At 46.1% G+C, this 20,569-nt stretch carries 14 protein-coding genes; 11 read left to right on the top strand and 3 right to left on the bottom strand.

The genetic code is table 11. The annotated features are described in order from the left end of the window. The first annotated feature begins 188 nt into the window (after window positions 1-188). From CXK86_RS14625 to CXK86_RS14655, 7 genes are all read left to right on the top strand, one after another. Window positions 189-6,899: a DUF7507 domain-containing protein gene (locus tag CXK86_RS14625; protein ID WP_101313947.1), complete on the top strand. Its 6,711-nt coding sequence runs from the start codon at window positions 189-191 to the stop codon at window positions 6,897-6,899. After that, a complete protein-coding gene (locus tag CXK86_RS14630; protein ID WP_101313948.1) occupies window positions 6,896-8,587 on the top strand; it encodes a DUF11 domain-containing protein in 1,692 nt (563 codons plus the stop codon). The genes CXK86_RS14625 and CXK86_RS14630 overlap by 4 nt, the downstream gene beginning before the upstream one ends. Window positions 8,588-8,740: 153 nt before the next feature. Continuing rightward, the gene (locus CXK86_RS14635) at window positions 8,741-8,998 is read left to right on the top strand and encodes a YolD-like family protein (RefSeq protein ID WP_036608707.1); all 258 of its coding nucleotides are present in this window, start codon (window positions 8,741-8,743) and stop codon (window positions 8,996-8,998) included. Window positions 8,999-9,098: 100 nt separating this feature from the next. After that, entirely contained in the window at window positions 9,099-9,218 is a 120-nt protein-coding gene (locus tag CXK86_RS14640; RefSeq protein ID WP_017688846.1) for a hypothetical protein, read from the top strand. Window positions 9,219-9,374: 156 nt separating this feature from the next. Then, on the top strand, window positions 9,375-9,878 hold the full coding sequence (locus CXK86_RS14645; RefSeq protein ID WP_036608705.1) for a ferritin: 504 nt from the start codon (window positions 9,375-9,377) through the stop codon (window positions 9,876-9,878). Window positions 9,879-10,347: 469 nt separating this feature from the next. Continuing rightward, complete coding sequence (locus CXK86_RS14650) at window positions 10,348-11,088, top strand: polysaccharide deacetylase family protein (RefSeq protein ID WP_101313949.1); 741 nt, start codon at window positions 10,348-10,350, stop codon at window positions 11,086-11,088. Between the two features lie 44 nt (window positions 11,089-11,132). Further along, entirely contained in the window at window positions 11,133-12,041 is a 909-nt protein-coding gene (locus tag CXK86_RS14655; RefSeq protein ID WP_101313950.1) for a hypothetical protein, read from the top strand. A 186-nt stretch (window positions 12,042-12,227) separates the two neighbouring features. Here CXK86_RS14655 and CXK86_RS14660 read toward each other — a convergent pair whose 3' ends face one another. The 3 genes from CXK86_RS14660 to desA form a co-directional block, all read right to left on the bottom strand. After that, on the bottom strand, window positions 12,228-12,827 hold the full coding sequence (locus CXK86_RS14660; protein ID WP_036608692.1) for a response regulator transcription factor: 600 nt from the start codon (window positions 12,825-12,827) through the stop codon (window positions 12,228-12,230). After that, window positions 12,824-13,972 (bottom strand): sensor histidine kinase, encoded by a 1,149-nt coding sequence (locus CXK86_RS14665; protein ID WP_036608689.1) that lies wholly within the window; start codon window positions 13,970-13,972, stop codon window positions 12,824-12,826. The genes CXK86_RS14660 and CXK86_RS14665 overlap by 4 nt, the downstream gene beginning before the upstream one ends. A gap of 87 nt (window positions 13,973-14,059) precedes the next feature. Continuing rightward, window positions 14,060-15,118, bottom strand: coding sequence for a Delta(5) desaturase DesA (desA, locus tag CXK86_RS14670; RefSeq protein ID WP_076249560.1), 1,059 nt, complete (start codon window positions 15,116-15,118; stop codon window positions 14,060-14,062). A gap of 374 nt (window positions 15,119-15,492) precedes the next feature. Here desA and CXK86_RS14675 point away from each other — a divergent pair, with 374 nt between their 5' ends. The 4 genes from CXK86_RS14675 (at window position 15,493) to CXK86_RS14690 (ending at window position 20,569) form a co-directional block, all read left to right on the top strand. Then, window positions 15,493-16,332, top strand: a complete 840-nt coding sequence (locus CXK86_RS14675) for a YitT family protein (RefSeq protein WP_017688839.1) — start codon at window positions 15,493-15,495, stop codon at window positions 16,330-16,332. 669 nt (window positions 16,333-17,001) lie between these two features. After that, a complete protein-coding gene (locus CXK86_RS14680) occupies window positions 17,002-18,207 on the top strand; it encodes an ROK family transcriptional regulator (RefSeq protein ID WP_180361768.1) in 1,206 nt (401 codons plus the stop codon). Between the two features lie 36 nt (window positions 18,208-18,243). Continuing rightward, window positions 18,244-19,296, top strand: a complete 1,053-nt coding sequence (locus tag CXK86_RS14685) for an ROK family protein (protein WP_101313952.1) — start codon at window positions 18,244-18,246, stop codon at window positions 19,294-19,296. Window positions 19,297-19,345: 49 nt separating this feature from the next. Then, window positions 19,346-20,569 (top strand): MFS transporter, encoded by a 1,224-nt coding sequence (locus tag CXK86_RS14690; RefSeq protein ID WP_243391424.1) that lies wholly within the window; start codon window positions 19,346-19,348, stop codon window positions 20,567-20,569.

The following is a 20,569-nucleotide window of genomic DNA, read 5'->3' on the forward strand; positions in this document are numbered from 1 at the left end:
CGTATATGATAATTATAAATCACAATGAACAAAACGCAAATGTATTTAACTGTTATGAGAGAACAAGACTCACAGAAGTTTCGAGTTGTCACAAACTTTTTATGGAGGACAAACAAAACTCAACAATACACTCATAGACTATATACATGGCTCCGTTCCATATGTAGGAAATCATTGATGAAGGGGAGGTGATCTTCATTCCTCTTGTCGTTCGTTCAACCGTTAATGCTACGGGAGCAATTACATTTACAGGAAATACGCTTGGACTGAGTCGTTCGGAAACAGCGGGAGTACCCGGAACACAGGATAGTATTGGAGGTTTTATCACAACCAACACCAGCCTCCAATACGGCACCTATCCACTGGGAACGACAAGCCTGTATCAGAGCAACAGTTCAGCAGCCATTCTTACACTACCTGCTGGAAGTACCGTTCTGTATGCAGAATTGATCTGGGGCGGAAGTTACATTAATGGTACAGTCAACCTGAGTGCTGCCATCAACAATCCGGTTACGTTTATTACACCCGCAGGGACTTCCAGTGTTACCCCTGATCCACTTACCTACAATCAATTCGATCTGGGGGGCGGTGCTGCTGGCTATGTACGTTCCGCTAATGTGACCACACTTGTACAAAATGGGGGAGCAGGTACATATATCACCGGAGCAGTGGTAGGGACTATTGTTATTACAAATGATTCCACGGCCAATCATGCGGGGTGGACACTTGGAGTCATTTATCAGAATCCCAATCTGCCTTTTCGCAACATGTCTTTGCGTGCAGGGGGCGTACTCGTTCAATCCACTTCACCACCTGTTGTTACCACACTGACTGGATTTGCAACGCCCCTTTCCGGTGTATTGGGAGGAAGAATACTGTTCAGTGCACAGGAGGGCGACGCGAACCGGACCGGTGACCAGGCATTATTCGGGCCAACCTCAGCTACATCGGTTGCGTTGTCCGGGCCCAATAATCTAGCTGCGAACTTTTTTGCTTCTCAGATTAACGGAGATACCGGAGCGCTTAATACAACAGGAACGTTTGGAACACGAAATCAGATCAACGGAGCTCCAGGTACAAATATTATCGGTGGACGTCAAGGCTGGGATATTACCAATGTGGATGTTTCAGCAAGACTGATCAATAACCAGTCATCTGCGGTGTTGACATTAACGACCTCGGGGGATGCCTACATTGTCAACGCCAATGCAATTCAAGTTGATATTAATGCACCAAAAATCACATTGGCTAAGGCAACGGTCGCCGCCGGTGCAGTTGCCGGGGATAGTATCCTATATTCGGTTACCGTTACCAATGCAGGCACTGCGAGTGCGGCCAGTGTTGTTTTATCCGATTCACTTCCTGCAGGTCTTACCTTTATTCCTGGCAGTGTCACGGTTGCAGGTGTATCCCGTCCAACACTTGATGTGACGGCAGGCATTCCGCTGGGTTCGTTAACTTTATCCAGCAGTGTTGTTGTAACCTATCGAGCACTCATCGGTCAGGATGCAAGCATCCTGCAACTGGTGAATTCGGCCAATGCAGCCTTTACATTTCAAAGTGTAGCAGGGGGGCCGGTCATTACCGGAGTTATTCCTTCCAACAACTCCACCCTTACGGTTTATTCGCCAAACCTGTCCATTGTGAAATCGGCGAGTACCACCAATGCTACGGTGGGTGACCTGGTAACCTATACACTGCAAGTGAACAACGGAGGGAATGTTGCTGCTAACGTTACATTGAGGGATAACATTCCAAGTGGTAGCTCATATGTAGCAGGCAGCTTTCGTCTGAATGGAAATGTGATTGCTGGCGCCAATCCGGTTACCGGGGTTAATCTGGGGAGCCTCGCGGCAGGAAGTGCCAATACCGTGACTTTTCAGGTACTTGTAACAAGCTTGCCAACACCGCCGACTCTTGTGGATCAGGCGACAGCTTCTTATTCCTTCAATTCACCTGATGGTCGGACGATCACGGGAAACATCGCCTCGAATACCTTAACGATTCCGGTAACATTGCCCAATGTGACCACGGTAAAATCAGCATCAGTCACCGATGTTGCTGTCGGGGAGACCTTCACGTACACCGTAGTTACTACCAACAGCGGTATTCAGGTGATTAACAATGTGGTACTTACAGATGCGCTCCCTGCTGGAATAACTTTTGTTCCCGGCAGTGCAACCGTAAGGGGAACTGTTGTACCGTCTGCGAATCCGAGCAGTGGTATCTCCATTGGGACATTGGCGGCCGGAAGTTCTGCGACGGTGACGTTTCAGGTGAATGTGCAGTCTTTGCCTGCTTCAGGTTCGTTAGTCAATCGAGCGGTAGTGTCCTATAGCTCTGGTTCGTTCACGGGCATTTCCAACTCCAATTCCATTACAACCCCTGTATACCAAGCTGTTGTTGGTATCAACAAGTCGGCAAGCCAAACCAATGCGACACTGGGGGATCAGATTGCATACACACTTGTGGTCACGAACAGTGGGAATATAGCGACTCAAGTGAATGTGACGGATACGATTCCAGCGGGGCTGACGTTTGTCCCGAATTCGGTAACTGTGAATGGTACTGCACGTCCTGGAACAAGCCCATTAACCGGAATAACACTGGGTAGCCTCCTGCCGGGAGTTGCGGCTACGGTGGTGTTTCGCGCTACACTCACCACACTTCCGACTCCCCCGACACTGGAGAATCAAGGGACAGCAAGTTATACGTACCAGCTTCCAAGTGGAAGGAATCTCTCAGGCAGCAGCTTATCCAATATCGTTCGTATATCTGCATCGGCTCCCAATATTTCTATTAGTAAAACAGTAAACACACCGGATGCGACAGTTGGAGATGTGCTTACGTATACCGTTGTTGCAACAAACGCAGGAATTAGTGCAGTACAAAATCTGGTGATTTCGGATGCACCATCCGGCTCTGAATTTGTCCCGGGTAGTGTCACGATTAATGGATCTGCTGTTCCCAGCGCAAGCCCCGTTGCGGGAATCGCAGTGGGTTCATTGAATAGCTCAAGCAGTGTAACTGTGACCTATCAGACCCGAGTGAATTCCGTTCCATCTACGGGTTTGGTTAGTAACCAGGCCAATGCAGCATTTACATCAGGCAGTTTTAACGGTGTTTCTTCTTCTATATCAGTAAATACCCCCATATTTCTGCCAGTGATCCAAGTGGTGAAGTCAGCAAGTACAACAAGTTTGACTGTAGGCGATACGTTTAATTACACCATCCAAATTAACAATACAGGTAATATAGCTGCAACGGTTACCTTGACAGATCCCATTCCAGCAGGAGCAGTATTCAGCACAAATAGTGTCATTATTAATGGGGTACCTACACCTGGAGTCAGCCCGGAGTCGGGTATCAGTCTAGGAGAGATTGCTGCGGGCTCAGGTGCAACGGTCACCTTTGTTGCGACGGTTAACAGCTTGCCAGATGCAAGGCAGTTAATTAATCAGGCGGTTGCTTCATTTGCCTACACACTCCCAAGCGGGAGAACGATTGCCGGTTTCTCGTCATCAAACACCATCACTATTCCAGTGTCTCTGCCCAATGTTACGATTGTCAACAGTGACAATGTAGAGTACGGCGTAGTCGGAGATGTCATTCGATACACATCTGTTATTCGTAATAACGGCACAGTAGCCGTTAATAATGTGGTATATGTCAATCCTCTTCCTTCGAATACCCCATTTGTACCCGGAAGTGTCATTGTGAACGGGACTTCGTTCCCGCTCTCCAATCCGACCGCCGGCATTCCAATCGGTACGTTGGCTCCAGGAGCCGAGGTTACCGTAACTTTTGAGGTGACGATTACCATGCCGATTCCTTCGCAGATTAACAATCAGTCGACGGTCAGCTTCACATCCGGTTCATTTTCAGGGTCATCATCGTCCAATACCACTCAGACTCCGGTCATACAACCGCAGATTTCACTTGTCAAAACAGCAAATACCGTAAATGCAACTGTAGGTGATACGGTTGTATACACGGTAACGGTCAGCAATGCTGGCAATCTGGAAGCAAATGTTACTCTCACAGACAACATTCCTTCTGCGACTACTTTTGTACCCAACAGTGTGGTTGTATCCGGTGTGCCAGAGCCGGGAGTAACACCAGGAACAGGTATTCCGGTAGGCATTGTAGCAGCAGGGGCGACGGCTGTTGTCACGTTTGCCGTTGTTGTGGAATCACTTCCATCCCCACAGCAGCTTAGCAATTTTGCTACATCATCCTTTACATTTACACCTCCAGATGGGCGGACGTTGACTGGCTCAGCCACTTCGAATACACTCACGTTCCCAGTCTCGTCACCAAACGTCGCTGTTGTCAAAAGCACAGCTTCCACTGCGGCTACGGTAGGCGATACGGTGACCTATTCCATTCTGGTGACCAACAGCGGAATTGCACCGGTGAACAATATTCAGTTTTCAGACCCGATTCCAGCTGGAGCCTCCTTTGTTACAGGGAGTGTCACAGTGAATGGGGTTGCGCAACCCGGAGCCAATCCGGCAGGTGGGGTACCCCTTGGTACATTGGGGCCCGGAACGTCCGCGACGGTCACATTCAGTATCCGTATCGACGCGATCCCGCCAAGTGATCAGTTGAGCAATCGCTCTACGGTCAGTTTTACCTCAGGTACATTCTCAAGCACAACCTTTTCAAATACCGTGGTCACTCCGGTGTACCAGCCTATTCTTTCAGCACAAAAAACAGCCAGTACACAAAATGCTACCGTTGGGGATACAGTCAGCTACACGATAACCGTGAGCAATCAGGGAAACTATGGAGCCCAGATTAACCTGACAGATAACCTTCCAGCCGGAACCATCCTTGTTCCAAATAGCGTTATTGTGAACGGTCAACCGCTGCCAGCAGGAAATCCAGCAACGGGCATCCCCGCAGGCAATGTGGCTCCCGGAGCTACGACCACCATTACCTTTTCAGTGGTTGTTGATACGCTGCCAAGTCCGCAACAACTGGTGAATCAGGCTTCCGTAGCTCTATCATATACATTGCCGGATGGGCGGAACATCACGGAGTCTGTTCTATCCAATGTGTTAACCATTACCGTATCGGCGCCGGATGTCGATGTCGTCAAATCCACAACTTCAACGTCGGTATCAGTTGGTGATATCGTAACGTATAGCATCGCTGTAACCAATAACGGAATTGCAACGGTCAACAATGTGGTTTTCACGGATGCAGTGCCGACAAGTACCGTTCTTGCGCCAACCGGCGTGTTTGTCGATGGTGTTCTGCGCCCTGGTGCCAATCCTTCTACGGGAATAACGCTTGGTTCCATCGCACCTGGCGTTACGGTAACCGTTGTATTTAGTGTGCAGGTTACGGCGCTCCCGGCAAGTGCAGTGTTAAACAATCAGTCCACGGTCAGCTTTACATCAGGGGCTTTCTCAGCGACCACATTCTCCAATACGGTTACAACTCCGGTCTTTCAACCTATTCTGGCTGCAGTGAAAACGGGAGATCAGACGATAGCAACGGTAGGGGATACCGTTGTGTACAGCATCGCCATTTCCAATACCGGGAATTATGGGGCATCTGTCACGTTAACGGATACCATTCCGGCAGGAACAGAGTTTGTTCCAAATAGCGTTATTATTAACGGGGCTTCTGCACCAGGTGCAGATCCTGCTTCGGGTATTCCGCTTGGTGTCGTTTCCACAACAACTCTAGTTACCTTCTCCGTTGTGATTGTGACGTTACCTTTGAGCCAGTCCATTACCAATCAGGCATCTGCGACATTTTCGTATACATTACCTGATGGAAGAACACTTGGAGGCACGATTACGTCCAACGCACTCAACATTCAAGTATCTGCTCCGAACGTCAGTGTAGTTAAGACAGCTTCGGTAGTTGATGCTGTGGTAGGCGACACGATTGTGTATGAAATGGTTGTGACCAATGAAGGAATTGACCCGGTAAACAACATTGTGATCACCGATCCGATTAACCCAGCCACCACATTTGTTACAGGCAGTGTTCTGGTGGACGGAGTCCCACGTGCCTTGGCCAACCCTGCGCTGGGCATAGCTCTTGGTAGTTTGGCGCCTGGAGCATCGATAGCGGTATCGTATGCAGTTCGGGTCAATACGCTTCCAACACCACCACAAGTGAGCAGTCAGTCTTCCGTAAGTTTCACATCGGGTGTTTTCTCGGGAGCAGCGTATTCCAATACAGTTGTAACACCAATCTATCAGCCGATTATTGCCGTAACCAAAACAGGGAGCACCTCCAATGCAACGATTGGTGACACCATCACCTATTCTTTTGCCATTAACAATAGCGGGAATCTTGATGCAAGTTTGACATTAACGGACAATATACCGAATGGAGCCGTACTGCTTCCCAACAGTGTTCTGATTGATGGTGTTCCACAGCCAGGTGCCAATCCAGAGACGGGTATCGTTGTGGGTACCATACCGTCCGGAGGTACGGTTATTGTAACGGTAACCCTCGAAGTGACTGTAGATACGTTGCCACAGGATCAGCAACTGGTTAACCAGGCGGTGGCCAACTATACATTTAGTCCACCCGATGGCCGTCTGTTGACGGGGACCGTATCTTCGAATGTTCTGGTTATCCCGGTATCTGCACCAAATGTTGTTGTTGCCAAAAGTACAAGTGCCATTGATGCTGTTGTTGGTGATGTAATCACCTATACGGTTGTAGTAACCAATAGCGGCATTGAAGTGGTTAATAATGTGGTCATGGTTGACCCGGTACCTGTCGGTACAGTATTTGTTCCAGGAAGTGTTACGGTGGATGGTGTGCCAAGACCAACAGGGAATCCGAATACAGGCATCACGCTTGGTTCGATTGCTGCGGGTGCTTCCGTTACGGTTACATTCAGAGTAGAGGTTGTGGTGATATGAGCCAATCTTCCGGTCCGTTGTCCCACTGGCTAAAGAATCAGTCCCTGGTTCGATTCAGCTCGGGTGCGACTGAACTGGAACAGGTATCCTATTCGAATACGGTTGTAACACCGTGGATCGGCCCCAGGCTTGAAGTCAGAAAAGTCTGCAATGTCACGGAGGCTGCCTTGGGGCAGTCTCTTATCTACCGTGTTGAAATTGTTAACACCGGAAATCTTACGGCCCTAGTGTACCTATTGGATCAGCTATCTGCAGAGACGGCACTGCTTCCCAACAGTGTACTGCGTGATGGTATTCCGTTACCGGGAGCATCACCGGAGAGAGGATTGCCTCCAGCTGAAATCGCGCCCGGAGCCACGTTGCGATACCACTTCCAAGTTGTAATCTTGCGTTTACCTGAGACACTGAAGCTGCTGAATCAGGCACAGGTTAACTATGAGTTTTTGACACCGGAAGGCAGAACGGTTACAGGTATGGAACAATCCAATATTGTGGAGGTCAATCTGGTCTCATCCCGGCTGGAGATCTCCTTTCAGGCGGATCACATCTATACCTTCTCAGGGGATATTGTCATGTACACCGTCATCGTGAGCAATCCGGGTTTTATTGCAGCCACCAATGCCCAAGTAACGATTTCTTTGCCACAGGGTATTGTTTTTATACCTGCGAGTGTCATCGTAGATGAAATGTTTGCGCCACAAGTAACGCCTGATACGGGCATACAACTTGGAGAGATTTTACCCGGAAGCTCAATTAGGATACAATATCGGGTTCAGGTTACGGGGGGAAGCGATGCAAACGGAATATCAAGTGTAGCTGTACTGTCATATATCTCGGCAGGACAGCAGGAGACGGTCTACTCCAATCAGGTTACCCTGGAAGTGATACAGCCCCAGGTCACTGTGGTGAAAAGTGTGCTCCCGGTAACGGCCACATTGGGTGATGCCGTCCAATATAATATTACCGTCTCCAATGCAAGCAGTTATGCGGTGGATGGAACTCTCCTGGATGGACTGCCCACAGGTGTGACATTTGTCGAAGGCAGCCTGCGCTGGAATGGGGTTAAACGTCCCGGAACCAATCTGGCTAAAGGGCTTAATCTGGGGACGTTGACAGCCCGGTCGGTTCTGAATATTCAGTTCGAAGCGAAACTTCCAGATCGAGATGAATCGATGCCTGATGACTACAGGTATGTGAATCATGCTAGCCTGATGTATACATTTCGATTGCCAGATTCACGGTCAGTGCAGCGGATGATTACATCCAATGAAGCTGTGGTCGAATTGAAAGCGCCGATAATTCAGGCTTATGTTCAAGTGACACCCACATTGGTCGAGCAGGGAGGTACCGTCACTTTTCAGGTACGTGTGGGGAATACGGGTAATTTGCCGGCACGTGTACAACTTGGGAGCATTTTACCTGAGGGTGCCAGATGGCTTGGTCAAGCTACGGGTGAGCTCCAATTGAGCATATCAGAGTATTCCACACCACGGGTTCTGCATGTGGGCGTGATTGAGCCTGGAACGGAAAAAAACATCTCGTATGTAGCGAAGTTAGCTTCTGAGAAGGTGGGGACGCTGCAAGGAGACTTGATTGCCAGGTACACGTATGAATGGAATGGACAAAAACGGGCTGGCGAAACCCGATCGAATGAGTACAGCATCATTGTGGAGTATAGAGAAGAATAGGAGGTATCACGGTTAACGGTAACTTGCCTGAGGAATTTGCTCATTCTGGTTGCCATGAGATTACACGAACGTAAATGAATGGTATACTAATTGAATATGAACTCGGCAATCAACCCGTGGAATCGGGACGTCGGAGTAGAGGAGGCAGCCACATTGGCAAAAGCAAAAGTAGCAAAAAGACCTACACGGGATGAGTTTGAACTCGAAGAGTTGGGAAACCAGCTGGTTGAAGCTTTTCGGGAACGTTCGGAAGTACTGTTGACGGTATGGGGCAAAGAAGATCAGGTGCAAGGAGTCATCGTCAAAATGGACTCCCGTACACGACTCGTGCATGTAGAGTATACCGAAGAAGAGTTCACAGCGAAGGTACCTTTTCTGGATATCATGCGTGTGCAATCTCCCCGGTACTGAACGAAAAAAACAGCAATCTGAATAATTAGGGCATCCGCCCTGTCAAAGTCGTTCTTCCTGCATAAGATAACCCATACCTGTTGCAGAGGAGGTACGGTCAATGAGCGAAGTATTAGGTGGAGAAACAAGAGGCTACGGATACGGAGGTTTCACTTCTGTAGGTGCCATTCTGGTTCTGTTCATCCTGTTGGTTATCATCTCCAAAGCGTTCTTGGTATAATTGCATATCTCTAAAGAATGAAAGAAGCTCTGCCATCGCGGCAGAGCTTTTTTGTTCGTTCAGTCCTTGGCGAATTTTGTAGAAAATCGGTGTAAGTCCTGCTTACGTTATGTTAGAATATAACCATCCCTAGAGAAAGAAAGAGGTGTTTTGATTATGAGCCAAACGTTAACAGAATCTTTAAATGAACAGATGAACTTTGAGTTTTATTCCGCTCATGTATATCTGGCTATGGCAGCCTATTGTTCCAGCAAAAGTCTGGATGGATTTGCGAACTTCTTCATCGTGCAAGCGGAAGAAGAGCGATTCCATGGCATGAAAATATACAAATTCCTGAATGATCGTGGGCAACGTGCCACACTTGAGGCTTTGCCAGAACCGAAGAATGAATATGCTTCGATGCTGGATGTGTTTGAGCATGGTTATGCTCATGAACAGCAAAACACGAAAAAATTCTACAATCTGGCTGACATCGCTCTGAATGAACGTGAACATGCAACGATGTATTTCCTGAAATGGTTCATTGATGAGCAGGTTGAAGAGGAAGCTTTGTTTGACAATATTATTCAGAAGCTGCGCCGCATTGAAAAAGACAGCAATGCCTTCTACATGCTGGATGCCGAGTTTGGCAAACGTTCGTTCACTGCTCCTGCTGAATAAATGCACGTTGGGAGTCGAGAAGATTCCAGCGTCAAAACACCATTTACATACAGCATGAGGTAATAATCCTGAAAGCAATGGGGGCAATCTCCTTGCAAAGGGTGATGGTTTGATGCCATATGCTGATTGAAGACAAAGAAGCCTGCACTTGTGCAGGTTTTTTTGCATGCACAGATTGAATGATTGTATAGATTTGCTTGAATTGGAGTAAAGGTCTATCAAAATTCTGAATGTGGGTAATAGAGGATATGTCACAATTGATCTATCCTGCCGGGATCTTATTTTGCGCAAATCTATCAAATTCGTATTAAATTTTAGGTTTATCTGACAAAAGTGTAACTCTACCGTAGCCTTTGGAGCGAGAACAGGAGCCACTATCTTTGATAGTATTAGGATAAATCGCCAAGGGATGAAGGTAGAAAAACATGGACACCCGGGGAAATATAACACACAAGGGAGACTTTTAATTATGCTACATATTCGTAAATCTATCATGGTCACACTTGCTATTTTATTAATCATTCCACTATTATTGCCGCAGTCGGTATCTGCCAAATCAGCTGCATCGAAGGATGGTGCAAGCAAAGCAAATTCCAAAATCATATACCTGACGTTTGATGATGGGCCAACCGCTCATACAGGTCAGTTACTGGATATTCTGGATCAGTATAATGCAAAGGCAACGTTTTTCATGCTGGGTCCTCAAATGGAGAAATTTCAGAAGGCTACCAAACGAATCGTAGCTGACGGGCATGGATTGGGTCTGCATGGTGTGACTCACGTTCCAGGCAAATTCTATAAATCTGCATATAGCGGATTGAAAGAGATGCAACAGGCCAATGCAAGTCTGAACAAGGTTGCCGGAGTTAAAACAAGTCTCGTTCGGACGCCATATGGTAGTAAACCTTATCTCAAACCGGCATTCCGTAATGTACTGCTGGGCCAGGGTGGATTCCATCTATGGGATTGGAATGTCGACTCGGAAGACTGGAAATACAAGAAAGATCACCAGAAAGTCTATAACAGTGTAATGAAGCAGATCCACAATGTGCAAAAGAGCGGAACAACACCTGTTGTGCTTATGCACGACCAGGAAGCAACGCTGAAAGTATTACCGCAAGTATTGAAAACATTGAAGTCAGAAGGGTATCGTTTTGAAGTATTAAGCAAAAAATTGCAGCCGGTTAACTTCTGGAACGACAAGCGTTAATCTTTTGAATTTTTAGATTGGCTACAACGAAGGAGGTACACATCATGAAGAAACAGCCATTATGGATCACGATTCCAGTAACGACAGCCGTTTTACTTGCTCTGGCAGGATGTGGCGGACCGGATTCAAATGCAGCATCATCAGAGAATAGTTCTTCACCAACGACAACAGTCGGTGAGCAGACCGAGACCGGTAGCGGTGGTGCTGATTTCTCTAATGAAAATGAAACGGGAACCAAAGAGAATACGGGCACAACAGATAATAAAGACACATCAGGATCGAAGGCAATTGACAATCAAATTGCCACTGGTCAATCAGGTGTGAATGATGTGATCAAGCAAGTTCGCAACCAGTTGAAGATGAAGGATGCAGCGTTACCCACTTCATTTTCATTGGACAAGGGTACATCTTTGGGGGCGGCAATACTGTCCAATACTGCGGATGCATTTAAGGTAAACTTCTACGCTACCACTCAGTCTGTTGCCATTAATGATCAATCTTTATCTGCATCCGATAGTAAGATACCTGTACGGGCTTCCTATGAAGTGAAGACCTATAAGGACCCGAATCAGTCAGAAATTTTCCCTGAGACGGACCTGAAAGATATTCCAGCAGATATGGTTGTGGATCTGGGACATGGTATCAAAGGTATGAGTGAAGGTGCCGCAGGCAGTCAATATCTGACTTGGCAAGAAGGTAGATGGACGCTGGAAATTCGTTCGGTATCCGAAGATGAAATGAATAATCCGGGCATAGCGAAGAAAATGGTGGAGTATCTGGAGTCACATACGTTGCCTGTACCCAAAGATAAAGGGTATATCAAGGTTGAATATCCAAGTGGTGGAAAGTCTGTTCATGTAACGATCTCATGGCAGGACGGTAACCAAATTCATCAGCTTAAGACCGATCAAGTGCCATTAGAAGCTCTTGGCATGGTTGTATCTGTGAAATAAATCTTGAGTGTTTTACGGATATTCTGCAATGTAGAAGAGATGAGTGTGGGATTGTTACGATACACCTAAAAAAGCTTGGCCCAGGAAGAAATTGCTGGGCCAAGCTTTTTATTTTGAGCATGTTATCGCAGCTTATGCAGCTGGGGTACATGCTTATTTTTGTTTCAATGGGTTAAAGCGGTACTTTCATTTGAACCACCCTTTTTCCTTGGAGCGAGTGATGGCCTCAATGCGGTTACTGGCATTTAACTTGTTGAGAATAATGGAGATGTAGTTACGCACCGTTCCCGTTGTAATGAACAGATGCCCGGCGATTTCCTTGGTGTTTTTCCCATCTGCCATGAGGCCTAGTACGGCATTCTCCCGTTCTGTCAGTGGGTTTTCTTCTACATAAGCTTCATCTACCAAGTCGGGAGCGAAGATGCGTCTGCCATTCATAACTTGGCGGATCGATTCGGCAAGTTCTTCAATTGGACTATCTTTGAGCAGGTAACCACGGACACCGCCCTTTAGGGCACGTTCGAAATATCCGGTCCGGGCAAAAGTGGTCAGTATAATGACCTTACAGCTCATTCCTTTGAGTTCTTCTGCGGCTTCAAGGCCGCTTTTCACGGGCATTTCTATATCCATCAGACAGATGTCTGGTGCAAGCTCCTGGACAAGGGCAAGGGCTTCCTGGCCGTTGCTGGCACGTCCGACGACTTCCATATCTTCCTCCAGATTGAGGAGGGAAGACAAGGCGCCGAGCATCATGCGCTGATCTTCCGCGATTACAATTCTAATCATGATTCTGCCTCCTTTATCGGTTTGCGAACGAGTTTCGGAACATGAATAATGATCGCTGTACCCGGGATGTCTGTCGCAGAGCGAATATCCAGACAACCGTTCACAAATTCAAGTCGTTCCTTCATGCCCAAAATTCCTGTTCCGCGCCGATCCTGTTTGCGAGTTCGTTCTATTCCAACACCGTTATCTTGAACGGTTACTACATTATCCGCTAGTGTTTCCTTAATGATGATAGTACAGGTTGTTGCCTGACTGTGTTTGACGACATTCGTGACAGCTTCTTTCAAGCACATACCGAGCACATTTTCATTCAATTGTGACGTATCCTGTAACTTCGGATTACCTTCCAGCACAAATTCAATCGAAGCAGCCTTCAGAATCTGCTCCGCCCGGAACAGTTCATCGACCAATTGTGTACCACGCATAGTGGTGACCATTTCCCGTACTTCCTTCAGAGCTGTACTTGCCGTTTGTCTGAGGTCGTTCAATTCAATCTCGGCCTGATCGGGATTATTGCGGAGCAGCCGTCTCGCCAGATCGGTTTTCAGACCGATCAGAGAGAGCTTCTGTCCAAGTGTATCGTGCAGGTCGCGAGCGATACGCTGGCGTTCTTCCATTTTTACGAGATCATCAAGTCGCTTGTTCGCATTCTCCAATTGGCCTTCCAAATGTTCAGTTTTGTTTTTGTTATACGTACTGATTGGAAGCAGGATGGAGGCCATTAAGCTGATGAATACAAACGGGAGTTGGCTCACCAACAGAGAACTCTGATTAATGAAACCGTAATTAATGGTTACGAAACTGGCTCCCAGGTTCACCGAGTAGAGGGTGAAGAAACCGGCTTTATTTTTAATATTCCCAATAAAGAAAGCAAGAAACAATGAGAAATACGCATAATCATAGGCGATCGTCATCGTAATGGATATGGCAATAAGCATTCCAATCCACATGTAGACCTGCCAGCCCTTGGTGATGAAGGCGAGCAGGTAACAAACGAAGAAGACGAGGATAATGATGATGCCGGTTACCATCGTCCATAATTTAGAATATTGCGATATAAAATAGAATGGCAGGATGAAAAAGGCGAGCCATACATAAAGGTTCAACCCTGTTTTTTTATAAAAATTTTGCATCCACTTTTGAATGGAATTCTCCTCCTCAAACTTGTACTCAACTTTAGCATGACTGTAGCATGACTATGGCTTGAACACAAGAAAACGAATCCGACAGAGTTAAGGCTTCTCTGTCAGACCCGCTGGATTGGTTACTCGGATAGGCGGTTGAACATACGGCTTGCGGGATAGCTTTTTGAGCTGTCTGAAGCTAATAAACTGTTTAGAATCTTCATCCCACAGACGGAAGCGCAGGGCAACCAGACTGGAACGTAGTGTAATAGTAGTTGCTTTTTGCAAAGGTGGTGTTGCGTTATGTGCTTCTTCCAAGAAATAGTTAGGTACACGTGGGCTCAAGTGATGCACATGGTGAAACCCGATATTACCACTGATCCATTGCAATAATTTTGGCAATTTGTAATAAGAACTGCCTTCAACAGCTGCTTTTACATAACTCCACTCATCTTCATGTTCAAAATACGTCTCTTCGAACTGATGTTGAACGTAGAACAGCCAGATACCAAAGAAACCGGAGAAGAAGAAGATAGGTGCCTGCACCATTACAAAAGCCTGCCATCCGACTAACCAGGACATGAATGCATAGAGCACTACGATCAATACGGTAGTCAGGTGTGTATTGATACGTTCTTTGCGTCTTGCACCTTTGCGGTTAAAACGGTAAGCCAACAGGAACACGTAAATGGGTCCGATACAAAACAATACAAACGGGTTACGATAAATCCGATAGAAGAGACGACCCCAAGGAGAAGCTGCTTTGTATTCGTCAACTGTCATAACCCAGATATCACCTACACCACGTTTGTCAAGATTACTGCTTGTTGCGTGATGGATAGAATGCTCGTTTTTCCACTGCTGATAGGGTGTCACTGTTAATACACCAGTAATGGTACCGAGAATATCATTGGCGCGTTTGCTCTTGAAGAATGAACCATGACAGCAGTCATGGAAAATAATAAAGGTCCGAAGTACAAATCCGGATGCCACCAAGGCAATCGGGAAGGTCAGCCAGTAGGAAACCGATAAGCTAAAGTAAGCTGCAGCCCATAACAAGAAGAGCGGGAGCAATGTATTGATTAACTGGCGGATACTTAGTCTGAGATCATTTTTTTCGTAAGGGGTAACTTCTTTTTTTAAGGCCATTTCTTTTGATCTGTTCATAAAATTGTGTCCTCCTTCAATCGTTATAACTGTAATCAGCTACAACTTGGCGTTTCCCGCTAGACTTTCCTGTAGGAAGCGTTTTTATCATTGTAAAACAATCCGAACATGACAGTAAGTCATAAACGTCAGCCTTCTGTAATGATGAATATCAATGACGGACCATGACATTTGTCATGGGTGTATGATACTCAATAGCTATGCAGAAGACAGAAGAGCAGGTTTTACAAATTCCTTTGCACAAATTACGCAACAATTTGTATTATGTATACAAATTTTGTTGAGAGCATGGTAAAATCTATCCTTGAGTGGTTATGACAACTTATGAGACGGGTCGATTAGGTTGATTTCTGATGGATTGGATGGAATGCATAATGAAGAAACGAATTACGGATATCCTATTTATTATGGCAGGTGCATTTCTGTTTGCACTGGCGGTGAACCTGTTTGTCATCCCGAACGATTTGGCTGAAGGCGGCGTCACGGGTATCACGATTATTTTGTATTACCTGTTTGAATGGTCCCCTGGACTGATGAACTTGATCCTGAACGGTATTTTGTTAATTGTGGGATATCGGTTTCTTGATAAAACGACTACGGTATATACAATTATTGCAGTGGTATTCAACTCGTTGTTCCTGCATCTGACGGAGAGTTGGACGATTGCATCGGATGAACTCTGGATCAATACCATTTTTGCCGGATTATTTGCCGGTCTTGGTATTGGCTTGATTGTTAGAGTGGGAGGCACAACGGCGGGGACAGTGATCCTGGCCCGACTTGCCAACAAATATCTGGATTGGAATATCAGTTACGGACTTCTGTTCTTCGATCTGATTGTGGCTTTCTCCTCATACTTCATCATTGGACCACAAGGATTAATGTGTACAATTGTCTTGCTGTTTGTCGGAACGAAAACAATGGAGTTCATTATTGAAGGGCTCAATCCGAAAAAAGCAGTCATGATTATCTCTTCCAAACAGGATGAAATTGCAAAGCAAGTCATTGAGAAGATGGATCGCGGAGTAACCGTCCTGTCCGGTCATGGCTATTACACGAAAAATAAGAAAGAAATTCTATACATTGTGATTAGCAAGCAGGAAGTTTCTATGCTGAAGAAGATTGTACGAGCAGAAGATGAGATTGCTTTTATCACCATTCATGACGTGCGTGATGTGTTCGGTGAAGGATTTATTGAACTCTCTAAAACTTGATGAATATGTATATAAGGAAGAAAGGAGTTGCGGTGAAATATCACCGCAACTTTTTTGATAGGTTAATGGTAGCGGGTATTAATCTAGTTCAATAAGAAAGAACCCTTCTCCAAAGAGAAGGGCAAAAGAGTATTAGTAATGTCTTCTTTTTTTGACTCCACAATATTCAACAGTGACATGACAGTGTTTTTTACACTTTGTAGGGACATATTTCACTTTGGTAACACAAGTTTTCGTAATTTTTTTGTAAAAACACTTTGGTCTTGGATGATGACATTTATGATGTTTTCTATACATATTAAAACCTCCCTGATCGTGATAAGGTATTCTATGAGCGTGTCACTGTTTCGGAAATGTATAAACGTCTATTATTGTATAATAATTCCTTTATTAGGCTTTTGTGTTACAGGTGAAGGTTAGTTCTTTCTAGTAAAACTTTCTACTAAAAGAGTGCAATGACAAAAAGCTGTACACCTACCAAACACGATGATATATTGAATTTAATCAATTTGTTAATAAACCTAACTAACTAAGCATTTAGCTAATTTCTAAGAGCGTTTTACAATCAGCAAAATATAGATCGAAACGGTGTTATTCGTCTATATTTTGTACCCGAGAGCGACTTTAATCGAATTATGAAAAATGCTAACTATAAAAGGAGGCGATAACATGGCTGGCACACCGCAGTATATCCGCAATCTGAATGAAAATCTCATTATGGATGCCCTCATAATTCAGGGAACCATGTCGAGAGCGGAAATCAGCCGTCAGACCGGACTTAGTAAACCAACAGTATCTTTGGCAGTCGAACATCTGATTGACCGTAATCTGGTGAGGGAAATGGGGCCAGCTGACAACGCTCAGGGTCGAAAAGCAACCCTCATTCGTTTCAACGAAACGGCTTATTATGTCTGTGGGATAGATATCGGCGCAACTCGTATTCGGATTGCATTATCCGATCTGAATGGAGAGATCATTGCCTATCGAACATATCCCATGGTTGTTCAAGGAGCTTATGAGCGAGGAGAAGCGACGATGTTGGAACTTCTTCGAAGCCATATGAACGAACTGCTTGAAGAGAATCATCTGAACTGGGATCAGATTCAGTGCATCGGGTTCGGTATACCAGGCGTAGTGCTGCCTGAATCAGGGCGTATCAATCGTATTGTGGACCCTTTAGCGGGTTTGGAAGAAGCTTTCTCTTTAGAGTCGTTGTCAGGAGCTTTTCCCTGTGAAGTAATTCTGGAAAATGATGTGAATCTTGCAGCCCTTGGGGAGTATCGGAGTGGTGTAGCAGCAGGATATCCCTTGTTTGTTTTTTTCTCCATCGGTACAGGGACAGGCGCTGGCATCATGGTACATGGCCAACTGCTTCGAGGTTTAGGTGGCTTAACTGGAGAGATCGCGGAGATGCTGGTGGACGATGGCCGACGTCTGGAGGAAGTGCTGTCCGCTGATGGTCTGATGCAACTGGCGAAAGATTATCTAGATCAGCATGATGAACTATTATTGGAGGCTGCTGATTCGGGTGCAGATGCTCTTCACAGACACCTGACTCCCGAGAAGTTATTTGAAGCTGCGCGCAGTGGAGAAGTAGAGGCGTTAGACATTCTACAACAATACAGCCAGAAGATTGCTTCCGCTCTGCGTCAGATTAGCGTTGTGCTTGCTCCAGATCTCATTGTGCTTGGCGGAGGGGTAGGAGGGAACGGTGATGTGTTATTGCCTTTACTGAGGCAGATCATCTCTGAGCAATTCCCTGTGCAACCACAGTTAATCTGTTCCAAGCTTGGTGAGCAAGCTGTTGTCACTGGCGCGGTACAGGTGGCCATACAACAAACGATGCTGAACCTTCAGCAGGAAGCCATGGAATAAGAGATTGGATATACAACATGTGAGGAGGGAAAAGGCATGACAGAATCCGTGAAAAACGTAAGTAATAATTATCAGACCAATCAGAATGGTACGGTTGGAGGTGATCTATCCGGCTGGATTGCAGGTATTGACATTGGAGGCACCAAAACATTAATGCTCTTGTCATCACAACAGGCTGGAAATGAAGTTCATGAACGTATCTTGCCTACGCTTGCCAGTGATCAGCCGGATGAGTTCTTCCGATGGTTATTCACTGAATTGGAAACATTCTGCCGCGAAGTTGGATGCAGTCTGGATCAACTTAACGGTGTAGGCATGGGATTCCCTGGTGTGGTTCTACAGGAGGAGGGAATACTGCGAAATGCTCCGGCTTTTCAGTGGCCTGAGCTAGATATTCGCCCTGTTATTGCGAAGTATTACAGCGGGAATATCATGTTGGATAATGATGTGAATATGGCGGCAATGGGAGAATATGATCAAGGGGCAGCACAGGGACATCAACACTGTGTAATGGTCACGGTTGGAACAGGCATTGGATCTGCTCTTATCCTGAATGGACAGCTCTATAGCGGCCAGAATGGAGCAGCAGGTGAGATTGGGCATTTCATTGCAGGAGACGAAGGGCTTTATACCGGTTACGTTGCGGATGCGGATTCCTTTGGCGTATTTGAGCAAGTGACTTCAGGTACGGGAATTACCGAACAGGCGAGGCGTTATTTTGCTGCTGGAAAGGGGAGTTCCTTATCCCTGATCATGAGTCTGGCAGGAGGGGAAGCGGAACAGATTGAAGCCAGGCATGTATTCAAAGCAGCGGAGTCGGGTGATCTTGCTGCCCTGGAGATTCTGGAACTACCCATGCGTTATATGGCGAGAGGTCTGGCGAATATTACGGCTTTACTCAATCCTTCCATTATAGTGATCGGTGGTGGCGTGGCTGCATCCAACCCATCCTATTATCTAAATGAAGTGCGCACACGCCTCCAACGTTACACTGTTCTGCCTACACTTCTAGCTGTAGCTGAACTGGGGAACAAAGCAGGAGCAATCGGGGCATTGGCTGCAATCAAGTCCAGTCTGACACGCACTTAAAAATAGAGAATAGGCGAAGCAACTACAGAAATAAAGGATGGAGATCCGGATGAGAAGTAGACATATGAAGGCTTACACAGAGAAAATAAAAGCCGATTCCAATGATGCAAAACGTGTTTTACTCCAATTACAGGGCCTATATCTGTTTATGGGGCTTGCCGGGGGGATGTTTAACCCGTACATTAATCCCATATTGGTAGCACAAGGGTTTTCCAGTAAAGAAACCGGATTTATTATGGCGTTTGGCACACTCGTATCCATTATTCTTCAACCAATATGGGGAATTCTGGTAGATAAGTTTAAAAAGACACGGTTCGTACTGGTGATAAGCCTGCTTGTTCCTGCATCGTTAGCGTATTTCTACAATATTCAAGTGTACTTTATATTAATATTGATTTATACTTTATGCACTATATTCCAAGTGACTCAAATACCCGTTGCTGACTCCTATGCGGTTACAGCCGCGAGAGCCGCGAACACCTCATATGGCATGATCCGACTCTTCGGCAGCATAGGAACGGGAGTTGGGGGATTTGCCGCAGGGATGTATCTCTCCCAGTTTTCCATTCACATGTTATGGCTACCATTTCTCCTGTTTAACATTCTGAGCGCTATACTGGCAAGTACACTTCCCCGGCAGACGAGCATATCCTCGTCCTCGGTAACCTTCTCCGTAGGTTTGGCAAGATTGCTCCGAAACCGGACATTCCTTCTATTTCTAACAGGTTGTTTCCTGGTTAACCAAACGCTCACTGCGTTTAACTCCTTTTTTGTTATTTCATTTCAGATGGCTGGCGGTTCTGTGACCATGACAGGTACGGCGTTGTTGCTTGCGTCGATTACCAATGTTCCATCCATGTTGGCAGCGGCATTCATACTCCGAAAATGGGGGCATGAACGCACGATGCTGCTTGCAGCGGGGGCGTATATGTTACGTTGGGGGATACAATGGCTATGGCCGACACCTGAGGTCATGATTGGCGTTCAGGTGCTACATGGGTTATCCTTCGGATTCTTTTATATCGCAGCAGTGGAATATGTGGCTTCGGTTACGGGACGGGAAATGCAGGCCACAGGACAAAGTTTATTTAACATGGTGTTTGCTGGCCTGGGCGGAATTGTTGGTAATATGCTTAACGGATATTTACTCGATTCCGGCGGTCCATCACTGATGTATCTGGCTTGCACGATCAGTGCGGCACTAGGATCAGTGATTCTGTATATCGTCAGCAGGCAGGCCAAAGAACAGAGAAGAGCATACTCATTAGAATAG

Origin of the sequence: Paenibacillus sp. BGI2013, assembly GCF_002843485.1 — a bacterium.
GTDB classification, from domain to species: Bacteria; Bacillota; Bacilli; order Paenibacillales; family Paenibacillaceae; genus Paenibacillus; species Paenibacillus amylolyticus.